The sequence below is a fragment of the Micromonospora sp. S4605 genome, from assembly GCF_003176715.1.
Lineage (GTDB): Bacteria > Actinomycetota > Actinomycetes > Mycobacteriales > Micromonosporaceae > Micromonospora > Micromonospora echinaurantiaca.
In genome coordinates, this window is sequence record NZ_QGSW01000215.1 from 20833 (window position 1) to 40694 (window position 19862).

16 protein-coding genes and 1 pseudogene are annotated in these 19862 nt (G+C 70.9%); 8 read left to right on the plus strand and 9 right to left on the minus strand.

What is annotated here, in order from left to right:
• Window positions 1-51: 51 nt before the first annotated feature.
• From DLJ47_RS17975 to DLJ47_RS17985, 3 genes are read left to right on the plus strand one after another with little or no spacing between them, the layout of a single operon-like run.
• A complete protein-coding gene (locus tag DLJ47_RS17975) occupies window positions 52-504 on the plus strand; it encodes a plasmid mobilization protein (protein WP_233257875.1) in 453 nt (150 codons plus the stop codon).
• Window positions 501-2009, plus strand: coding sequence for a relaxase/mobilization nuclease domain-containing protein (locus tag DLJ47_RS17980; RefSeq protein ID WP_109901118.1), 1509 nt, complete (start codon window positions 501-503; stop codon window positions 2007-2009). The genes DLJ47_RS17975 and DLJ47_RS17980 overlap by 4 nt, the downstream gene beginning before the upstream one ends.
• Before the next feature lie 13 nt (window positions 2010-2022).
• Window positions 2023-3051 carry a hypothetical protein gene (locus DLJ47_RS17985; RefSeq protein ID WP_109901119.1) on the plus strand — a complete coding sequence of 343 codons (1029 nt, stop codon included), beginning with the start codon at window positions 2023-2025 and terminating at the stop codon, window positions 3049-3051.
• 235 nt (window positions 3052-3286) lie between these two features.
• On the opposite strand, the gene DLJ47_RS35790 is transcribed toward DLJ47_RS17985, so the two are convergent.
• The 3 genes from DLJ47_RS35790 to DLJ47_RS17995 all read right to left on the minus strand — a co-directional run bounded on the left by DLJ47_RS35790 (window position 3287) and on the right by DLJ47_RS17995 (window position 6266).
• Window positions 3287-3586, minus strand: a complete 300-nt coding sequence (locus DLJ47_RS35790; protein ID WP_158289834.1) for a hypothetical protein — start codon at window positions 3584-3586, stop codon at window positions 3287-3289.
• Between the two features lie 1556 nt (window positions 3587-5142).
• Window positions 5143-5724, minus strand: coding sequence for an FtsB family cell division protein (locus DLJ47_RS17990; RefSeq protein WP_109901150.1), 582 nt, complete (start codon window positions 5722-5724; stop codon window positions 5143-5145).
• A gap of 341 nt (window positions 5725-6065) precedes the next feature.
• Window positions 6066-6266, minus strand: coding sequence for a hypothetical protein (locus tag DLJ47_RS17995; protein ID WP_109901120.1), 201 nt, complete (start codon window positions 6264-6266; stop codon window positions 6066-6068).
• A 205-nt stretch (window positions 6267-6471) separates the two neighbouring features.
• Between DLJ47_RS17995 and DLJ47_RS18000 the strand changes: the two genes are divergently transcribed.
• Window positions 6472-6945 carry a hypothetical protein gene (locus DLJ47_RS18000; RefSeq protein WP_109901121.1) on the plus strand — a complete coding sequence of 158 codons (474 nt, stop codon included), beginning with the start codon at window positions 6472-6474 and terminating at the stop codon, window positions 6943-6945.
• 34 nt (window positions 6946-6979) lie between these two features.
• Here DLJ47_RS18000 and DLJ47_RS18005 read toward each other — a convergent pair whose 3' ends face one another.
• The 4 genes and pseudogenes from DLJ47_RS18005 to DLJ47_RS37900 all read right to left on the minus strand — a co-directional run.
• Window positions 6980-8119 carry a hypothetical protein gene (locus tag DLJ47_RS18005; RefSeq protein ID WP_109901122.1) on the minus strand — a complete coding sequence of 380 codons (1140 nt, stop codon included), beginning with the start codon at window positions 8117-8119 and terminating at the stop codon, window positions 6980-6982.
• A gap of 191 nt (window positions 8120-8310) precedes the next feature.
• On the minus strand, window positions 8311-14097 hold the full coding sequence (locus DLJ47_RS18010) for a helicase-related protein (RefSeq protein ID WP_233257876.1): 5787 nt from the start codon (window positions 14095-14097) through the stop codon (window positions 8311-8313).
• A 77-nt stretch (window positions 14098-14174) separates the two neighbouring features.
• The gene (locus tag DLJ47_RS18015; protein WP_109901152.1) at window positions 14175-14582 is read right to left on the minus strand and encodes a hypothetical protein; all 408 of its coding nucleotides are present in this window, start codon (window positions 14580-14582) and stop codon (window positions 14175-14177) included.
• A 781-nt stretch (window positions 14583-15363) separates the two neighbouring features.
• Window positions 15364-15840 (minus strand): annotated as a pseudogene (locus DLJ47_RS37900) (hypothetical protein); the annotation flags it as partial.
• Between the two features lie 595 nt (window positions 15841-16435).
• On the opposite strand from DLJ47_RS37900, the gene DLJ47_RS18030 reads away from it, so the two are divergent.
• The 4 genes from DLJ47_RS18030 to DLJ47_RS18045 are packed head-to-tail and all read left to right on the plus strand — an operon-like array spanning window position 16436 to window position 17945.
• Window positions 16436-16789, plus strand: a complete 354-nt coding sequence (locus tag DLJ47_RS18030) for a hypothetical protein (RefSeq protein WP_233257877.1) — start codon at window positions 16436-16438, stop codon at window positions 16787-16789.
• Window positions 16789-17211, plus strand: a complete 423-nt coding sequence (locus DLJ47_RS18035) for a hypothetical protein (RefSeq protein WP_109901124.1) — start codon at window positions 16789-16791, stop codon at window positions 17209-17211. The genes DLJ47_RS18030 and DLJ47_RS18035 overlap by 1 nt, the downstream gene beginning before the upstream one ends.
• Before the next feature lie 33 nt (window positions 17212-17244).
• Complete coding sequence (locus DLJ47_RS18040) at window positions 17245-17553, plus strand: hypothetical protein (RefSeq protein WP_109901125.1); 309 nt, start codon at window positions 17245-17247, stop codon at window positions 17551-17553.
• 17 nt (window positions 17554-17570) lie between these two features.
• A complete protein-coding gene (locus DLJ47_RS18045) occupies window positions 17571-17945 on the plus strand; it encodes a hypothetical protein (RefSeq protein WP_446723576.1) in 375 nt (124 codons plus the stop codon).
• Between the two features lie 25 nt (window positions 17946-17970).
• On the opposite strand, the gene DLJ47_RS18050 is transcribed toward DLJ47_RS18045, so the two are convergent.
• Both DLJ47_RS18050 and DLJ47_RS18055 read right to left on the minus strand, forming a co-directional pair.
• Window positions 17971-18813 carry a protein phosphatase 2C domain-containing protein gene (locus DLJ47_RS18050; protein WP_233257878.1) on the minus strand — a complete coding sequence of 281 codons (843 nt, stop codon included), beginning with the start codon at window positions 18811-18813 and terminating at the stop codon, window positions 17971-17973.
• A complete protein-coding gene (locus DLJ47_RS18055; RefSeq protein WP_233257879.1) occupies window positions 18800-19642 on the minus strand; it encodes a sigma factor-like helix-turn-helix DNA-binding protein in 843 nt (280 codons plus the stop codon). The genes DLJ47_RS18050 and DLJ47_RS18055 overlap by 14 nt, the downstream gene beginning before the upstream one ends.
• Window positions 19643-19862: the final 220 nt, after the last annotated feature.

The following is a 19862-nucleotide window of genomic DNA, read 5'->3' on the forward strand; positions in this document are numbered from 1 at the left end:
CGGGCCGCGCTGCGGCCGGCCAGAATGCGGCGGGCGACGCTCGTCGGGAGGGTGGTCGACGTGGCTGATTCGGCGCAGGTCGGCGTGGTCCGGTTCGGTGCGAGCCAGCGCCGGCGGCGGGCTCACAGCGACGACGATCCGCGTGTGCATCGGGTGACTGTGCGGTTTTCTGAGGCGGAGATGGCGGCGGTCGAGGCGAATGCGGCGGCGGCTCGGATGGCCACCTCGGCGTACCTGGCGGAGGTCGGATCGGCGCCGCTGGTGCCCGCCCCGGCTGGCCCGGACGGTGCTGCGGAGACGGGGCCGTTGCTGGTCGAGTTGATGGGCGTACATCGGCAGGTGCGGGGTGCGGCGCACAACCTGAATCAGGCGGTGGCGCGGTTGCACTCCACCGGTGAGCCGGCCGGGGACCTGGCCGCCGCGGCGGCGCATCTGGCGAGAGTGGCGGCGCGCGCTGACGAGCTGGTGACCGCGATCGCCGCCGCGCAGACGGGCCGGCGATGATCCCGAAGGTCACCTACGGCAGCCGGGTGCGCGGTCTGCTGGAGTACCTGTGGGGGCCGGGGAAGGCTGAGGAACACGTCGATCCGCATCTGGTGGCCGGGTACGACGACGTGTCCGTGCTCGCCCCGGGACGCCGCGAGCGTGACGGCGGCGGGTGGTCGCTGGAGGAGCTGGCTGCGCGGCTGGACGCGCCGCAGATCGCCGCCGGTGAGCGCGGGGTGAAGCAGTACGTGTGGCAGTGCTCGCTGAGCCTACCCGCGCAGGAGGGGCAGCTCGACGACGCGACGTGGGGTCGTATCGCGGCCCGGTTCGTGGCCGAGATGGGTTTCACCGGCGACGCCGAGCGGGCCGGGTGCCGGTGGATCGCTGTGCGGCACGGCCTGTCGGCCAAGGGAAACGACCACGTGCACCTGGTCGTCACCCTCGCCACCGAGGACGGGGCGCCGGTGTGGCTGCGGCAGGACAAGCGGCGCAGCCAGCAGGTTGCCGACCTCATCGAGGACGAGTTCGGTCTGGGCAAGTGGACGCCCGGCCGGAGCGGGGCGACGAAGCGGCCCGAGCTGAACCGGCCGGAGGTGGACCGGGCCCGGCGCAGCGGTCAGGCGCCGGACCGGGAGCTGCTGCGCCGCCAGGTTCGGGCGGCCCTGGCCGGGGCGGGCAGCGAAGCCGAGTGGGTCGCGCGGATGAAGGGCGCGGGATTGCTGGTGGCGGCGCGCACCGCGGCAAAGGACCCGGACCAGGTGGTCGGGTACGCGGTCGCGCTGCGGCCGGCCGGGGCGGGTAAGCCGACCTGGTACGCCGGGCGTAGCCTGGACGGCGACCTCAGCCTTCCCCAGGTCCGCACACGGTGGCCCGACGCGGAGCGACCCTCGGCCGGTCAGTGGGAGGCGGCGGATTCCGCGGAATCGAAGCTGTTGCGCGGCGAGGACCGGATGGCGGTGTGGCGGTCCAGCGCGGCGGCGTTGGAGGCGATCAGCGGCCGGCTGGCCGGTGTCGCCCCCGACTCGCCGCAGTGGCCGGCGGTGGCCCGGGCCAGCGTCGAGCTGCTGGCGCGCGTGGCGGCGGCCGCCGAACCGTCGGGGCGGGGTCCGGTGACCCGGGCGGCCGATGCCCTGGCTCGTGCGGCAGCGCCACCGCGCCGTGCGCCGGCGCCAGCGGCGTCGTCGGTGGCCGGGGAGCTGGGCCGTGTGGCGGATGCGCTATTGGTCGCCGGGTACGCCCGCGACGGCGGTGAGGCGGCCGTCCTGCTCGCTGTGGTCGTGCAGGCGGCGCGGCTGGTCGTGGCGCTGGCCGAGCTGCGCGGCGCGCAGCAGCAGGCCCACGCCGCCGGCGCGGCTGCCGCCGCCGCGGCGCACCTGATGCCCCTGCTGCAGCCGGGCGTCCGGCTCGTCGACCAGGCGCACGTACAGCCCCGGGCCAGCTCACCGGAGCGGCGGATCCACACCGTGCCGGGCCCGGTCCGACCCCGTGTCAACCCTAGCGTCGACCGGGAACCGCAGCGTTGAGGAGGACGAGGTAGTGCCCGACAACGAGATGGACGAGATCCACCAGCGGGCCACCGCGGCGGTCGCCGCCGTGATCCAGGCCGCCGGGCAACTGGCGCAGGTGCTCATCGACGTCCGCATCGCCCAGCTGCAGGGAACCGCCCGGGCCAGCGACGACCGGGCGCGCCGCATCCGCGCCCAGGTCCGCGCGGCGCAGCAGGCCGACGCGGCGATCTGGCGGCCGGCGACCCGTCCGTCGTGGTGGCGGCAGGCGTCCGCGGACGACATCGCCCGGGCCTGGCGGGCCAGCGCCGGGTGGGCGGCTGTCGACCCCCGGGCCGGTGCCGCGCAGCGGGTCATGGTGGTGCGACTCGCCGAGCGCGGTGTCCATGTCAACCCCGCGGCCGGTGCCCGGCCAGGGGACGCGGGGTGGCTGTCCGACCAACTCGATCGGGCCGCCCTGGACGACGGGGATCGGTCGGCGGACCCACGGGCCGCCGGCGCCGGTGAGCGGCGTCGCACCGCCCAGGATCGTCAGGAGGCGATGGCGGTGCATGTGCGGGAGGTGTGGACCGCCGACCGGGCGGAGCGGGTCATCGGGTCGGAGGCGTGGCCGGCGCTGGCGTACAAGCTCGACCAGTTGGAACGCGGCGGGCACGACGTGCGCGCTCTGCTGCGGCAGGTGCCTGGCTTCGTCGACCGGGCCCACACCCCCGCCGCGTACGCGTTCCGCGTAGTCCACGACTACGCCACGGACCAGGCCGCCGCCGTGGCGCGGACCGACGCGAACGGTGGCGAGGAACGCCGCTCGGCCACGCTCGACGGTGCGTGGCGGGAGGCCGCCACCGAGCACACCCAGGACGAGCGCGTCGACGCGGGCCGGCCCCTGGCCGGCCCTGCGGAGCGTGATGTCCACGCGGCGCAGCTCGCCGCCCATGCCTTCCCGCAGTCGACCAAGTCCGTCGTGGTCGACACCACGGCGGCCCCTCCGTCGGCCAGGGCGCAGCAGCCCACCGCGCGGTCGGCCGCGGCAAGTGTGGTTGACCCGTCGCCCGGCCGATAGGGTTCGACGGCCGGACGTCCACGTCCAGCATTAGTCAAGATCAACTATCTAGCGGGCTGGGCTAGCGGGCGCTGGAGTTGGCTGAAGGCCGCGCCTCTGCCCCGGGTGGCCGCCAAGATCGGGGGCGCAGCTCGGTCCGGACTGAACGTCGAGGCCATGCTCGCCGTGGTCGACCGGGTCTCGAGGTGGCCGGGAGCTGCTGACCAGCGGCCGCTGGGCTACCTGTGGTCGCTCCTCAGGAGGCGCTGACCGGCGAGCAGGAGCCGCCGCACCCCGGCCCGCCGCCGCGAGCGGCACGTCCAGGAGGTGGCCGTGCCGGGGCGACGTCGTCGACCAGGCCGCCGCGACGGGCGGCCGGACTGGCCACCGTGCGGGTCGGCTGAACGAGCGCGACGCCGCCGCGGCCGCCGAGCGCGCCGGCACTGGCAGCGCCCGCCGCGCCGCCCTCGCCGCCGCCCACGGCGACCACGCGGCCGCTAGCGCGATCTTGGCGGCCGACTGACCTGAAGTCGCGCAGCCCGGCGGTGGTCTGCACCAGGCGGACCCCGGTGACCGAAGCCCTCGCCGAGGTTCGGTCACGTATGACGGCGGCCGGGCGTACGACGGCGGTCTGTCGACCAGCCGTAACGCGCCGTTGCCAGCCCTCGCGACCTGCGCCGAGCGCTTCTCGCCGGCCAGCCGTCAGGTCCCGTTACGGGCGCACGGTGGCCCTGTGGTGATCTCGTGGATGCGGGAACCGCCGTGCCGCTCGGTCCCGGCGATCCCGACCAGTTCCCGGCGGCATGGACGGCTGTGTCGAGAGCAGGCGCCGTAACACCCCGACGCGACCGCCCCCACGGGTGACCTTCTTCACAGCTCCGCACGAGATGGCACCGGACCGTGACCGCATGAGAAAGGGAGCTACACATGCATCTGCGGAAATGTCTCTGCAGTTAAGATCAAGTGCTACGTAGCGTATTTGATCAACTTGCATCCGTAAACGAAGGGCTTGAGTGCAACGCCTAGTCAAACTAGGCTTCGAGCAGCGCTTGCGGTCGGCCGCGTGTATGTCGCACCTGCATGATTGTGCGGTGCGGCTTTCTTTGTCCGTACAGCGGAAGGACAAGACATTGCGTGGACGCGTGCGAGGGCGGAAGGCATTGCTGTCTGCCGTGGCCGGTGTACCCAGAATTGTGGTGGGGAAGCTGGCCTTGGTTGTGGCCGCGGTGGCCACGGCCGTCACTTTAACTCCTGCGGCGGCGTCAGCCGCGCCAACAGACTGCCACCTGGCCACTAGGGATTATCCATATTCCACATATCCCGGTGCTACGACTATTTGCTACGGTGGCACCGGGCAGTACCGGGTATGGATAACCTGCTGGAACGACTATAATAAATCCGCGACGTACTATGGCTCCTGGGTGTCGCCCGGAAACCACTCCAGGAAGGACTGCAATTCGACGTACCCGCACCGCGGCAACTACGGGCGTCACACACAGTGACTACCGTGTCGTCGAGGTGGTAAATGGGCTTAGCGCTAGAGCCGGCTTGGAAATGCGGGACGTACACACGCCCCTGTTCATAGGTGCGTTGTCTCGCTTGGTTGTCCGGGGCATGGGCGTGCGCGACTGACGAACCGAGTCTTGCTGCTGGTGGTGATGCCGAAGGGCGTCGCCACCAGCAGTGGGCCCACGACGGAATAGATCACGAACGGATTCTTGTCGTGACAGGCGCTGCGCAGTCGGTCTGACGATCGCGCCTGCGACCGTCGGTGTCGACAGGCAGTCCACTGTGGAAGTTCAGGACAAGGATGGGAGTCTCGCGGGATCCTTGGAGCCGCTCTCGGCCTGCGCCAAGCGCGTGCCCAGATATGCCAGGTGGAGAGCACTTGACCCGCACCAGCATGCCGCTCGCTGACGTACCCTCGATCTCCTCGCGCCAGGCCCAGGTAGTCCTCGTCGCCGTCCGGGTACCGCTTCGCCAGGTCGGGATCGGGTGGCTAGGCGTGCCTCCATCCCGTCCATTAACCCGGCCGACTCCACCGTCCCAGGTGCCGTGCGGCGGCGGCCGAGCTGTGCCCGTATCACGTTCGCGGTCGGCCGGTGTGGTCAGTCACTTGTCGCTCTCCGCGTCGGCGGCCTGGATGGAGGACCACAGGGTTTCGTACCAGGGGTCGGCTGGCGGGCTCTTCCTCGTGTCGGCCGGGTTCTCCGGGTTGGGGGTGGCGCCCTCGGGGGCGGTGATGACCACGAGGAGGCGCTCGCCGGGGTGCACCATGAGCAAGCGCTCGCGGGCCTGGGTCTCGATGTACTTCTTGTCCTTCCAGAGGGCTGCCTGCTTGCTCAGGTCGCTGATCCGCTGGCGTTGCTCGGCCTGGGCCTGTTCCATGCGTGCGATGTCTGATTGTTGGCTCAGGTAGACGCGCACCGGATAGGTGTAGGCGAGCGCGAGCGCGACTAGCACCGCCAATAGCACGGTGGCGCGGCCGGTGAAGTGGCGCGGCTGCGGTACGTTGGTACGGCGGACCATCGTTCGGCGAGCTGCTGGGCGGTTGGCGGAGCGGCGGGTGTCGGCGCTCTCATTGGCTGTGGCGCCCCGGGCCACCGGGCGTCCGGTCCGCGATGGCGCGGCCCGGCGCCGCTGTCCCGAGCGCCGGGCGGGGCCCTGTCCGCCCGGCGTGAGCCTTGGCGTCATCACGTCCTCCCCGATCCGGGCTGTGATCCGGCAGCGGCCCGGCCCTAGGTCAAGTAGGACAGATGGTACCGCGGGAAGGTTGCGACAGGGACACACCCCCTCTGCAATCTCGGCCTCGGCGCAACGTCAGTGAGCCTTCCGAGTAACGGTTGGTGGGCGATCTCAACCGCCCCCACCGACTGACGACTCGGGACGGGCTCGCGCCGGTACGCGTTGGCCGGGACGTCGCCGCGACTGGCGCGGGCGGCGACCACTGCACTCGAAGGCGCAAGTCCGCGCCGCCTCGGTGGAGCGGGTACTCGAGCGAGGCCCGCGGGGGCTGGATCAAGAGGTTCCCTGCCTCACTGCGTCTCGCCGGCCGTGAACCGGACGGCAGTGAGGATGAGCAGGAGGGTGCCGCCGAAGCCAGCACCGCCCGTCAGCACGGCGGTGGGCGGGTTGAGGCCGCCGGCCCAGGCGAGCAGGCCAGCGGTGGCGCCGACGAGGACGGCCGTTAGGGCGGCGATCGCGAGCCAGATGCCGCGGACGGTCAGGGTGGTCAACGGGCAGCCTTTCGACGGTCGAGCTTGCTGGTGAATCCATCGTTAGGCCTGCTCAGAGCGGTTGATCTCCGGACGTCGACTTGGGCTCATGGTTGTTCCAGCGTTGTCGTGATGTTGGGAAAGTGAGTCGTGGGTGGTGGTCTCTAGACTTCGGTTGTCAAAGCGTGACTTCCGAGCGGGGGCGGGCGTGCCGAGAACGTTGAGGATGCCGTCGAAGGACGTGCTGCCGGACGGTCCTCGCCGCGCCTTCGTCGAGGAGTTGTTCACGCACTACCGGGAGGCTGGCCGGCCGACACTGCGGCAGATCGAGAGTTGGATCCGGGACAACGAGGACCTGCCGGGTACGGCGAGCACCGAGACCATCCGCCGCGTGCTGGCTGGTGCCGTTGTGCCGCGTACCTGGGCAACCGTTGATGCCATTCTCCAGGCGTTCTGCGCCCTGGCGGACCGGAGCCCGGACGAAGACCGGTGGCCCGAGGACAACTGGTCCGAGGTGACTCTGCGGGGTGAGCTGAAGAAGCGCTGGAACGCTGTGCTCGACGACTACGAGGGCGACGTACCGACGCTGCCGCCCAAGCCAAGCCCGCCGTCGGCGCCGGCGCCTCGTGGCAACTTCGAGGACCCTTGGGCCGACGTCGCCCCCGCAAGTGGCAACTTCGACGAGGAGCCGCCCTTCTGATCGGCGCTGCGCTTCGGGCTGCTGCGCTGGTGGTTCAGTAACCTTCGGGAGTGTCGGTGTCTTCCTCCAGTGCCCAGGCCAGGATCTGCTCGTCGGGAGGTACTCCGGCGGCGTCGAGCGCGAGGGCGGCGTCGGCGCGGAGGTCGGCGAGGGCTTCGGTCCGGGTCCATGGCTTCAACCTGTCGTCACGCATCGTCTGGTAGTGCTTGAGTAGGGTCGAGCCGGCCTGCGCCCATCGTTCTGCGACGGCGCGCGCCTGAGCGGGAAGCACCTCCAGGAAGAGGTTGTGGATGCGTGGCTGGGAGGTACTGGAGACCAGCTGCAGGTCATCGAGCGCGAGGCCGGCGCGGACTTCCTCCAGCAGACGGGGATCGGTCTTGTCGGGCAGCGTCAGGTACTGCTTCTTGGTGTCGTGGACGATGAACCCGAGATCCTTCGCCATCCAGAACAGCCACTTGTGGGCGCGTCGGCAGATCAGCACCGGAACGATCCGCTGACCGGGCAGCTCCTGTTGGAAGTGGGCGGCCTTGTAGAGGAGCTGGTGCACTTCGGCGTGTCGGGGGTAGAGGGTCAACCGCCGGTTCTTGATCTCGAACAGGACGGCGTGCGGAACGGGCAGTCTCGCCACCGGGTCGTTGACGAGCATCCACGCGCCGGAGTCCAGTGGACCTCTCACGCTGGCCGTGCCGAGGGTGCCCACCTCTCCGAAGCCTGGCGTGATCGGTACGAAGCCGCGGTGCATCGCGTCGGTGAGCGAGGCACGCACGACGGCCTCGCCCGCCGGGCCGAACTCAGTCTTGCTCCACCGCAGGAAACGGGCGTAGAGCATGGCCTTACGCCGGATGACCCGCTCGATGTATGTCCAGCGGCCGTCGACGTTGCCGGGGATGATCAGCTCGGTGGTGACCCCACCCTTGGTCGGGTGCTCCCAGGTCTGGATCTGCTCCTCAGCGGTGAGGTCCCGTACCGCCTCGCTGAGGATGTGCGGGAAGAAGGAGGCACGCCGACCGCTTCCAGGTTCCTCCCACACTCGCTCCCACAGCCGGGCTTCCAGCTCTGCATGCGGCACAGCGAACTCGGCCTCAACGAGGTCGACGACGGCGCCCTTGGCGAGTTCGACCCAGGCAGCACGATCCAGGCCCCGCACATCGCGGACGCCGTGGCCGTGGCTCACCGCAGGACGCCGTTTCATTTCCTCCCCCGCGGACGCCCCTACATAGAGATGTCTCTGGTCCGGGTGCGCTCATGATCCGCCTGGCGGCGGCAGCTATCGACGGTCGTTCAGTCTAGGAGCGCCGAGGGTGTGATCGTTTATTCCGGCATCGGGGCCAAGAGCGTCAATGGAGCCGGCAATCGTCTGGCGGATCAGCGGGCGTGGTCGTGGTCGGCGGCGCGGTAGGTGCTGGTCGGGGCCGGTGAGACAGGCGCGGCGGCCGGGCCGCTCGTCGACGCCGCGCGAGGAACGGGGAGGAACGCCTTGGCGGCGACCGAGGCCGAGTCGACCGCCGAGGCGGGCACGGCTTGGCGCTCGGATCGAAGGAGCGGCGCGAGGTTGTCCCAGACCAAGTTGGTCAGGCCGGTGCGGAACGACTCGTCACCGTGTAGCTCGGCGAGGCGTACCACGGCCGCCGGGTCGTCGACCTCGCTGATTGCTGTAGTCATCGCGGTGCCGTACGCGGTGGCGAACGCGACCTGATCGTGGGCGTGAATGGCCGCTTGGACATCGTCGGCGCGGAACGCCTGCTTGCTGCAGGCGTCCAGCAGCGCCCGGTCCTCGGGGGTGGTGGCGGCGACGATCTCGGCAGGTGTCAGTGGGTCCGCTGGTTGGTGCTGCCCGGCCGCGACCGTGGGCGTCGCGGTCGGCGTCGCTGATAGGGAGGGTGGAGGCGGGGCGTCACGGACTGCCTGGTGCACCGCCCGCTCGGCGGCGCTGTAGAGGGCGCGGCGCCAGGCCGGGTCGTCGCACTTGAGCATCACCGCGACGGCCATCTCCGTGTTGCCGGGGTCCGCGAGGGCGTGGGTGAGCGCCTTGTCGAACGGGGCAGAGAAGGCAGCCAGGTCGCTGGTGCGGGCCGAGTCTTGCACGGCGCCGCCGCCGGCGACGTGCTGCACGCGCCGTTCCAGCCATGCCTGTTCGTCGGGGGTCAGGCTGTCGCACAGGTCCGTCGGCATCCAGTTGTCGACCGTGACAGGTACGGCGGGCGGGGCGGCCGACGGTGGTGGGGTGGTGTCGGCCATCAGGTCGATGACCGCGTTAATCGCGCGGAGCCGGCGACGGGTGTCGAGCAGTTCGTCGCGGCGTGGGAACGGCTGGTCGAGCTGCTCGGTGGCCCGGGCGATCTCCTCCTGCTGACCGGCGATGCGGGCCTGTACCGTGGCCCGGGTGCTGTCCAGGTCGGCGAGCTGGTTCTCTAGGCGGCGGACGAGGCCGGTCGGGTCGCCCTCCAGAGCAGAGGTGAGGCCGATGGTGGTGGAGGAGTCGGGGATTCCATCGAATCGCAGCGCGACGAGCATCCCGTCGCGGCCGGACCAGAACACCGCGTCGACGGCGAAGCCGCCGAGCTGGGCGACGCCGGCGACCTCGCGCCGGTCGGTGGAGGCGACGCCCTGCGCGCTGGCGGTCAGAGCGTGTTGCAGCGCCCGGCCGGCCTCGGCGCGCTTGGTGAACCGGTGACCGGCCACCGTCATGGCGAACTTCTCGCCGCGGGTGTCCTGGCGCCGGGCGATGACGTCGTCGAGCAGCTCGACGCGGCGGGTGTCCTTGACGATCCACGCCTTCAGCTCGCCGACCTGCCGGCGCAGCGCCGCCTGGGTGTTGTGGTGGGTCCGGTCGGCACGCTCCAGGCGGGTGAGGTCCTGGGCGACCTGCTCGCGGTCCATCAGCAGCGGGTTGCCGGTGGCGATGGCCTTGATCTGGTGCGCTTGCAGGGTTTCGTCGCTGACGTCCTCGATCTCCCGGGCGGAGGTGCCGCGCATGATCTGGTCAATGAAGGTGCCCTTGCGCGCCACGGTCTGCCAGGAGAAGGCGTCGAAGGATCCGGCGACGACGTAGCGGTAGATGCTGACCTCGGGGTTCTGGTTGCCCTGGCGCAGGATGCGGCCCTCGCGCTGGGTGACGTCGGCTGGCCGCCACGGGCAGTCGAGGTGGTGCAGCGCGACCGCGCGGGCCTGGACGTTGGTGCCGACGCCCATCTTGGCCGTCGAGCCGATGAGCACGGCCACGTCGCCGGAGCGGCAGGCGGCGAACAGGCTGGCCTTCTTGGCGTCGGTGTCGGCCTCGTGGATGTAGCGGATCTTCTCCCGGGGCATTCCCCGCTCGACGAGCAGGTCGGCCAGGGCGTCGTAGACGTTCCAGCGCTCAGGGTTCGGGGTGGACTGGTCGCAGAAGACGATCTGCAACGCACCCGGGGTGGGGTGCTCGACTGGCGTCTCGGCGTCGGAGTTGACCAGGTAGACGGTGTCGCGGGTGTCGCGCCAGATCGCCGCGATCCGTTCGGCGGCGGCGTGGATCTTGCTGGGGGTGTTCTGTTGTTCCCCGATGAGGCGCAGGTCCAGGGATGCGGCGCGGGCCTCACCGCTGACCTTGAGCATGTTGTCGACGCTGGGGTCGACCTGGCGGTTGCGGATCCGCTCGACTCGCTCGTCGAGGCCGGAGATGAACTCCTCCAGCTCGGGTGACGGGTCGAGGGTGACGATGTGCGGGGCGCGTTCGCCGTCCTCGCGGCGGGTCAGCAGGGGTGTGGGCAGGGCCAGGTCCTCGGGGGTGCGGACGTCGCCGTAGGTGCGCATCATCAGCGACAGCTCGGGCACGTTGGCGTACTTGGCCAGCCGGGCGCGCATCTGGAAGCCCTGCCCGGTCGGGGACACCTCGATGGCGGTGACGACCTTGGCGAAGGTGGCCGCCCAGGTGTCGAAGTCGGTGGTGCCGGTTGCCTCCAACAGGTCCGGGCGGAGCTGCCGGGTCGCCACGTACAGCTCCCGGACGCTGTTGGCGATCGGGGTGGCGGTGGCCCCGCACACCACGCGCATGCCGCGTTGGCGGCGCAGGTAGGACAGCTTCATCCGGAAGTCCACGGCCCGGTCGGAGCCGTCGTTGCCGGCGTCGGGGATGGAGCTGGTGATGGTGTCGTTCTTCAGCTCGTGCAGCTCGTCACGGTAGATGAAGTCGATGCCGGTCTGCTCGAACGTGACCCCGGGGTCCTTGACCCTGTCGAGCTTCTCCTTTATCCGCTCTTCCTTGCGCAGCAACGCCTTCTGCAGGCGCTTGACGCTGCTGGAGCGCTTGGCGTCCTCGCCGTTGGCGATGGCCTGCTCACCGGCGCGGACGATCTTGTCGCGCAGCTCCTGCAGCTCCTCGTCGAGGAAGCGGCGCTGCTCTTCCGGGGACAGCGACAGCCGCTCGAAGAAGCTGGCGGCCATTATGATCGCGTCCCAGTCGCCGGTGGCGCAGCGGGCGACGAACCGGCGGCGCCGGTCGGTGCTCATGTCGTCGCGGCCGGCGGCCAGCAGCCGGGCTCGGGGGTAGATCTGTAGGAACTCGCGGGTGAACTGCTCCAGCATGTGGTTGGGCACCACGATGGCTGGCTTGTTGACCAGGCCGAGGCGGCGCTGCTCCATCGCGGAGATTGCCATCACCGCGGTCTTGCCCGCGCCGACGGCGTGGAACAGCCCGACCGCCGGCTCGGCGACGATGCGAGCGACCGCCTCCACCTGGTGCGGGCGCGGCGTGAAGCCCACCGCGATGCCGGGCAGTGACCGGGTCACCCCGACGTAGCTGCGCGGCACGGTGGCGTTGAACATCTCGTTGTAGGTGGTGGCGACCTGCTCGGCGCGGTCCGGGTCCTCCCATACCCACGCGCTGAACCGTTCCTCCAGCTCGATTGCCTTGGCCTGTGCGGCGGCGGTGGCTTCGACGTCGAGGGCGCGTTTGCCCTCCTCCACTTCCACGAAGACCCGGATCGGGGTCTTGGTCAGCAGCCGCTGCGCCAGGTCCGGCGCGGCCATGCCCGGCGTGCCCCAGGTCGAGCGCGCGAGCACGCCGGTGCGGGAGCCGCGGACCCGCCAGTCGGATCCGCCGACGTGCTCCACCCGCAGCCCCGGGTCACGCAGCGTCTCCTGCAGGAACTGCTCCACGATGGGGGCGGGCAGGAACGGGGCGCCGAACGCGGCGTCGATCTCCCCTGGCCCGAGGTCGCGGGGCACGACGCGTTGCAGGGCGCGCACGTTGGTCTCGAAGCGCGGGTCCGTCTCGGCGGCGGCCTGGGCGGCGCGCAGCTTGACGCGCACGTTGCCCGACAGGTACTCCGGGGCCTCCACGAGCCGGCCCGTGCCGGGCTCGTCGTAGACCAAGTCGCCGAGCGCGGCGCGGGCCTCCGGCTCGCTGACCCCGAGCAGCCGGGCCACCTCGGGCAGCCGCACCTCGCCGTGGTTGTCCACGCAGATCGCGAGGGCGTCGGCCGGGGTGTCCGCGCCGAGCTGCGGGGCCCGGGGCAGGATCACCCGGCGGGCGAAGATGTCGGCCTTGGTCGCGGTCTGGGTGGTGTCGTCGAAGTGCTCGAGGGCGAACACGGTGGCGGCGTGCGGGTCGGTCTGCCGGAAGCGGCCCATCGGCGGGTTGATCCGGGCCATCTTCGGCTCGCCCGTCTCCGGATCGGTGCGGCCGGTGCGGCGCAGGGTGTAGCGGTTGAGCGGCCCGTAGACGGCCACGTAGGCGTCGTACCGCTCGTTCAGCTCGGCGCGCAGCGCCGCCGGTGACCCCTGCGCGGCCGCGCCGCCGTGCTCGTCGCCGTCGTCAACGGTGGCCGCCTCCGCCGACAGCAGCGCGGTCACGGTGTCCCGCAGCCCGAGCAGCGCCCGCAGCTCATCAGCCTGCGTCGCGGGCACCTCGTGCGGCACCACCTGACCGTCAGCGACGGTGGAGAAGGTGCCATCATCCAGGGCCTCGATGTGCCCCTCGGCGCGGTCGGTCGACGCGAGCACCGCCACCGGCTCGGCCGGCCGGTCGCCGTCGACGCGCGGCGTCATGGTCAGGCCCTCACGGCGGGCCTCGTCGACGACGTCGCGCAGCACCCGCGCCAGGGCCTCGCCGGTGTCGCCGGTCGACCGCACGATCAGCTCGCCGTCGCGGTTCATGCCCCGCCCGAGCGTCATCTCGCCGAGCACCCGCTCCGGCCGGTCAGCGAAGTATTCGTTGACCTGGTCGGCCTGCTCAGCGGCTATGTCCAGGTCCAGAAGGCGGGTCTGCTCCCAGGCAACGGGCCCGGGCTCCCGGCCCGGCTCGCGGCGCCGCAGGATCAGCAGATCGGTGATGGCCTGCGTGCCGGCGGCGACCTGGTGCGCCCCGGACGGAAGGCGCACCGCCGCGACCAGGTCAGCCAGCGCCGCCATCTCCCGCCGGGCAGCCGGGTTCGCCGCGTCCATCGTGAAGCGGGACGTCAGCACCGCGACCAGCCCGCCGGGCCGGGTCAGGTGCAGCGACTTGATGATGAAGTGGTTGTGCAGCGCGTGCCGGCCGGCGTTGTGCCGCCGGTCGGTCAGTCGCACGTTCGCGAAGGGCACGTTGCCCACCGTCAGGTCGAACGCGCCGGACGGAGCCCGGGTGTCGGCGAAGCTCTCCGCGCGGATCTCCGCGTGCGGGTACAGGGCCGCAGCGATGCCAGCGGTCACCGGGTCCAGCTCCACCCCGACCATCCGCGCGGAGGGCGGGGCCAGGCCCATGAAGTTGCCCGACCCGCAGCCCGGTTCCAGCACCATCCCGCCGTCGAAGCCCAGCTCCCGCACCGCGCTCCAGATCGCCTGGACGTAGGCCGCGTCGGTGTAGTGGGCGTTGAGGGTGGTCAACTCCGCTGCGGCGTACTCCGCCGGCGACAGCAGGTCCCGCAGCTCGGCGCGCTGCTCGGCGAACCGGGCGTAATCGGGGTGGTTGGTACGCGACTCGAACACCCCGGGCACCGCACCCCAGCTCGCCCACCGCGCCAGCACGGCCTGCTCCTGGACGGTGGCCGGCCGCCCGGCGGCCTGCACCGCCCGCAGGGTCCGCAGCGCCGCCAGGTTCGCGCGGAGCTTGGCCATCTCGCCGGCGGGCGCGAGATCCTGCTGGCCGCCCGGCCGGAACGATTCCGCGGCATCAACCACCGCGGCGTCGGATTCCACGGCATCGGGCTGCGCCACCGCGGTGGCCGGCCCGGTCTCGCTGGGCTCGGTCGCGCCGGCGTCATCGGCCGGGGCGGCTACCGGGCCGGCGTCGCCGGATCGTCCTCGTCGTCCTCTTCCTCCGCGACCCGTTGCCACCACGGGTCGGTCGGGTCCTCCACCAGCGGCGTCCACGCCGGGTCCGCCGTCGTCGGCGCGCTCGACGTCTCGTCCGTCGGGCTGTCGATCTCCGGGTCGATCAGGATCAGCTCGGGGAGGATCTCCTCCTCCGCCATCTGCTTCGCCGCGTTCAGCCGGCCCAGCTTGCCGAGGTACCCCTCGCCCGGCTGATCCGGACCGGCCAGCTCCCGCGTCCGCTGCTCGATCTGCTGAGCCGCCTGCTCCCCCAAAGTCGAGAAGAAGCTGTTCGGGTCCTCGATGGTTGCGTACCGCTGGGGCAGGTACGTCTGCCAGTGCCGCTGGGCCTGCGCCCCGTAGTGGTTCATCCGTCTCCTCCGCATCGGCCGGGCCGTCCTGGTCACGGTCGACGGACGGGGCGGCGGTCGCCGCCCCATCCGCGTCGACCACCGGCGGCGCGTGCGCCGTGGCCGCGCCGCCCAGGACGGCAGGCGCGGGAGCCGGCACGTCGACCACGGGCGGTGCCGGCTGGACCTCGGGGCCGGGAACCGGGTCCAGGCGCTGGGCGACGTACGCCTCCAACGCGGCGATGTCCACCCCGCTCGCGCCGACCTGGTAGCGCAGCATCGACCGCGCCGACCGGGCGACGCCGGCCCGGCCGGCGGGGGTCTGGTAGGTGCGCGTCGCCCAGTCCACCCGGGCGGTGACCACGGCCTCCAGCAACGGCCGTACGCGGTCCTGCGGCCGGGGGCCGACCGCCCGCAGCGCCCCGCCGGCCGTCGGGTGAGCCTGCACGGCAGGGGCGAGCAGGTGATACGCCCGCTCCGCCGCACGTCGGCCGGCGTCTCCGGCGCCGATGGCCACCGTCACGCCCGCGGCGACGTCGGTCTGCTCGGTCAGCACGGCGACCTGGCCCGGTGTCAGCGTCGGCCCGCACGGCGCGACGACCACCGGGACGTCCTCTCCGGCCGCCGCGGACCGGGCGATCGCCTCCAACGCTGTGGCGGCCACGACCACTGGCCGGCCGGCCCGGTCCGGCTGCTCGGCGAGTCCGACCAGCACGTCAGCCGGCCGGTGGATCGCGGTGGCCGGGCCGTGCAGCACCGGCGGCACCGACTCGTCGGCACCCGGCGGGGCGTAGCCGACAAAGCTCACCACCGCGTGCGGCGCCCGGTGCTCACGCACCCCGACCATCACACGGTCCTGGAACCGGTCGACCAGCAGCCCACCCCGGCCCGTCGAGGCCAGCCCCGAGGCCAGGATCTCGGTGTCGGTGAAGCCAGCCCGGCGCAGCTCGTTGACCAGCGCCGTCGGGCGGCCCGGCGCGTATCCGAGCACCCACCGACCGTCGACCGGCACTCCCTGCCCGGCCAGCCACCGGCGTGGCCCAGCGCCGTCCGGCCCGTCAAGCTGCGCCCAGTAGAAGCGGGCCGCCACCTCCTGCGCCGCCAGCAGCCGCTCCCGCTCCGCTGAACTCACGAGAGGGTCCGCGGAGGGGTGCGGCGTGACCTGGGCGTGCAGCGACGCCGCCCGCAGCGCCAACGCCGCCGCCCGATCACGGGCCGCGTCGACGCGCTCGGCGGTCTCAGCCGCGACCAGGTCGCCGGGCTGCCCGGGCGTGGTCATGACGCCCGCTCGTCGTCGGGCTCACCCGCTGCCAGCACTCCCTGGGCACGCAGCCGCTCGAACAGCCGCTGGTGGTACTCCAACGTGGACGTGAGCTGGTCGATCTGGTCCTGCAAGCCCGCGATCGTGCTGTCCACAGTCCGCAGTGGCTCAGGCTGCGCGGATTCGTCGGTCATCGTGCCCCCGTAGTGATCGACTCCCCGCCCACGGTAGTCAGGCCCGGCACGAAGCGTCGAGGGAGATCCGGGCCACGACCTGAGCCGACACCCCATTTGCCGCATCCGGGCTCGCGGGTTTCCGACAGCCCTACGGGCTGAAAGGCTGCCGGCAAGCCGGCGATAAGGAAGGCGCTACGCGCCTGCTCTGGCTGAGGCGCGGCCTCAGCTTGCCACGGCCCCACTCCCGGTCAAGGGGACGCAAAAGATCTTGGCTGAGGAACGCCAAGATCTTTTGCTCTACGCCCCTTGACCGCGAGCCTCGGGGGCCGTGACGGCGCCGAAAAGCGTGGCGGACGGGCCGCCACCACGCCAATCGGCCGCGCAAAACCCACCCGTGCCTCACGGTGCGCGGGTGGGCGCGCAGAAGGAGAACCACCATGATCCCCAGCCGCCCCGTCCAGCTCGCCCCCGCCCGCGTCGGCCGCGGCAAGGCCGTACACCTGGGCAGCCTGAGCAGCATCACCGGCCCTGACGGCAGCCCCCGCTACGTCGCCGCATGGTGCGGAGCCAGCGGCAGCGGCGACAACGTCCGCGCGGGTGAGGCCGTGACGGAGCCCATCGACTGCGGCACCTGCCTGCGGACCCAGCCACGGCCCATCGAGCTGATCAACGCGGGCCTGACGAGCGAGCCGGTCACCCTGCCCCACACTGGCCTCGTCGTCCCCCACACCAAGCTGCGTGTCACCGACGTGCGGCCCGTTCCCGGAGCGGGCGGCACCCGGGCCGGCTGATGCTCGGTGAGCACCTCATCGGGTACATCAACCGCAACGTGACCTTCACTCCGGCCGGCACGCAGTGGTTCGACATGTGGGACCTGGCTCGGTACGCGGCGGACTGCCGCACGGCCAACGGGAAGGCTCCCGACGTCCGCGACGTGCTCGACACCCTGATCCGCGAGTACGAGGCCGCCCAGCGGCACGCCATCCCGCCCGCCGAGTTCGACCACAACAACGAGTGCATCGGCTGCGGAACCGCAGGCCCCGGCGACCCGTGCGACCCGACCTGCCCGTTCACCACCGGCACGTTCGGCCCAGCCGTCATCCTTCGCGCCGCCGCCCGCCGCCTGGCCCAGCACCCCGCCGGGATCGGCTACCACATCCCCGACGCGATCTTCGCCGCCGCGCAGCACCTCACCGGCAGCCCTCGCCACTGACCGCCTGGGTGCTACTGGCGTATCCTCCTGGGTATGACCAGGCCAGTGAGGAAACTGTCGATCTCCGTCCCCCCTGACGTCGCCGAGCGGCTGGAGCAGGAGCCCAACGCCAGTGCCTACATCACCCAGGCCGTCCGCGACCGGATGCGCCTGGACGCCCTCGACGCCGAGCTGGCCCACGCCGGCATCCAGATCACCGAGCAAGGCGTAGCCGCCGCCCGCGCCCGCCGCGCCGCCGTCGAAGCCGAATGGCCAGCCGAGCGCCGCCAAGCCGTCCGCGAGCGGATCCGCCAGCACATGCAGGAGGAGATCGCCGGCGCACTCGACCAGCCGGCCGCGTGAGCACCGACGATCGACCGGTGCGGCTGCTGTTGGACCGGTCCGCACTGCTCGCCTACGTCGCCGGCTCCGTCCACGTCGCCGAACCGCTGCACGAGGTCATCGCCGACCGCAACCGCTTCGGCGTCACCGCCGTCACCGCCGCCGAAGCCCTGGCCGCCATCGATGACCCGAAAGACCGCGCCACCCTCCACCGGCTCCTGGCTCTCGACGCCTGTCTAGTGCTGTCTACCGACGGTCACACCTGGCACGAGCTGGCCTACTGGCGCGGCTACATCGGCCGCGCCGACCTGGCTACCACGATCATGGCCAGCTTCGAGCACGACGCCTCAATCCTCACCCGAGAGAACCGGTACGGCGACGGGGACCTACCCGTCATCTACATGCCGGAATAGCCACACCGTGCCATTAGGGGCCACGTCAGCCTGCAACTGAATCGAGGCCATCGACGTAGACGGCGGTCGCGTCGTCGGAGCGCTTGTTGCGTCGCCAACGAGTCCCGTGCGGGTCGTTAGCCTCAGCCTGCCGGACGCGGGCGATCAGCCCTTGCGGCCCTTCGGAGCGCAGAAGGGCCATAGCACCAGGCCAGTCGAGTAGCCCGAGAGTGACAGCGCGAGCAGCGCCATCGCTAAGGATCGCCACCTTCGTTCGATCATCGACGGGGGCAGAGCCGGTCAGGGCATGTTGCGCGGCCGCCGGATCAGCCTCGGCGATCCAGTACCCGCCGGGCATGTTTCGAGCAGCCAACTCGGCGTGCTTCATGGCGAGCAAAGCGGCGGCCTTGTCTGGTGAACCGATCGGATATCGGTCCGCTTTCGCCCGCTCTTCAGTAGCCGTGTGGCTCACTCGGTCGTCGGTGACCACAATCAACCGGTCGGCTTGATCGATCACCAGCGAGACGTCTCCGAGGACCAGGTAATCGAGTCCGCCGGGCCGAAAACGCACCAAGCCAATACCGGCCGATGGCGTACCCGGGTGCCCTAGATCGCATGTGCTGCGATGCTCACCGGCAACCCGGCTGATTGCATCAGCAAGCACTTTCGACAGGGGCGTGGATCGATCACGCGCCAGCTCAACGGTGTTCTCGCCCAGCCGGTGGGCGTACCAGGTCACTCCGTGAAGGCAACCTGTATCAGTACGAGCGGTGGCGCCATCCAGAACGGCCAGCAGGTTTTCGTCAGCGTGGAACCAGTCTTCGTTCGCACGGTCATTGCTGCCGGGATCGCTGGTGGCTAGCACCCGCATACGGTCATGCACCTTCATGCCGATAGATCGGCGTGAGTAAGTCGCTGGTGACGATTTGTCGTGTAGCCGGGTCGAAGTTGCAGGTGACTAGTGCTGACCATCGTCGCCCGCGGACCTCGCGGTAAATCTCGGACAGATGGCCCTCCAGGTAGTGCGCCGCTCCCGCTGTTCCGGGGCCATGAATACCAGCGAGGTACAAGAACGTTCCCTTGCCGTCGGGACGTGGGAGCCGGCCGATGTAGGCGTAGTCCGCGGGCTCGCCGCTGTCGCTGGGTGATCGATACTCCTTGCCCGCATTCTTGTCGACCAGGTACCAACCGCGCTCGTCAACAGCGAACCCAAGGTGCTCGTCAGACTCCAGGACCTGGCCGACGAAAGGCAGCAGCCGCGGGCTGGTGAGGACGATCAAGTTCGGCCGGTTCAGCTTGACCATGCCAGGCGGCGGCACGATTTCGTGATCCGCGCTGAGGCCGACAGACCTGGCCAACTCGGCAATGCGGTCGTATGCGGCTAGAGCTTCGGCGGAAAGCACCGCCAACGGCTGCCCGTCCGCCCGGCCCGTCTCGTGCTTGCCGCCGATCGCGACAGTCAGCCGCCCCGTTCCAAGGAGTGCCCGTTCGGGCCGTACGCCGGCGGACAGGAGCTGAGAGACGCGCGAGCGAGACATCCCCAGCGCCTCAGCGATCTGCAGCTGGGTCATTCCGTTGTGCAGAAGCCCCTCGAAGAGCTCGCGCCGTTCGCGCGACAGGTCGGCGATGGCCAGCTGGTGGTCATCGATGAGGGCGTTGATCTGGCGGGCGCGCTCAAGCGGATCTTGCGCTGCCGCCGCTTCCTCTGGTTCGGGCACGGCGTACTCCACTCCGGGTGAGGGGGCTAACAAGAGCGTAGTTGGTCAGCCGGGCCGCCAAGCAACGGTCGGTTTAGGGGGCTATCAAGACGACTTGATTAAGGGGGCTTGACCGAAGGTAAAGGCTGTGGTGTCCTAAGTCCACCCCCCTAAACAAGCGCGAAAAGGGGCCTAAAACACAGGGGGCGTCGACGGGATTGCGGCCCGTCGACGCCCTGCG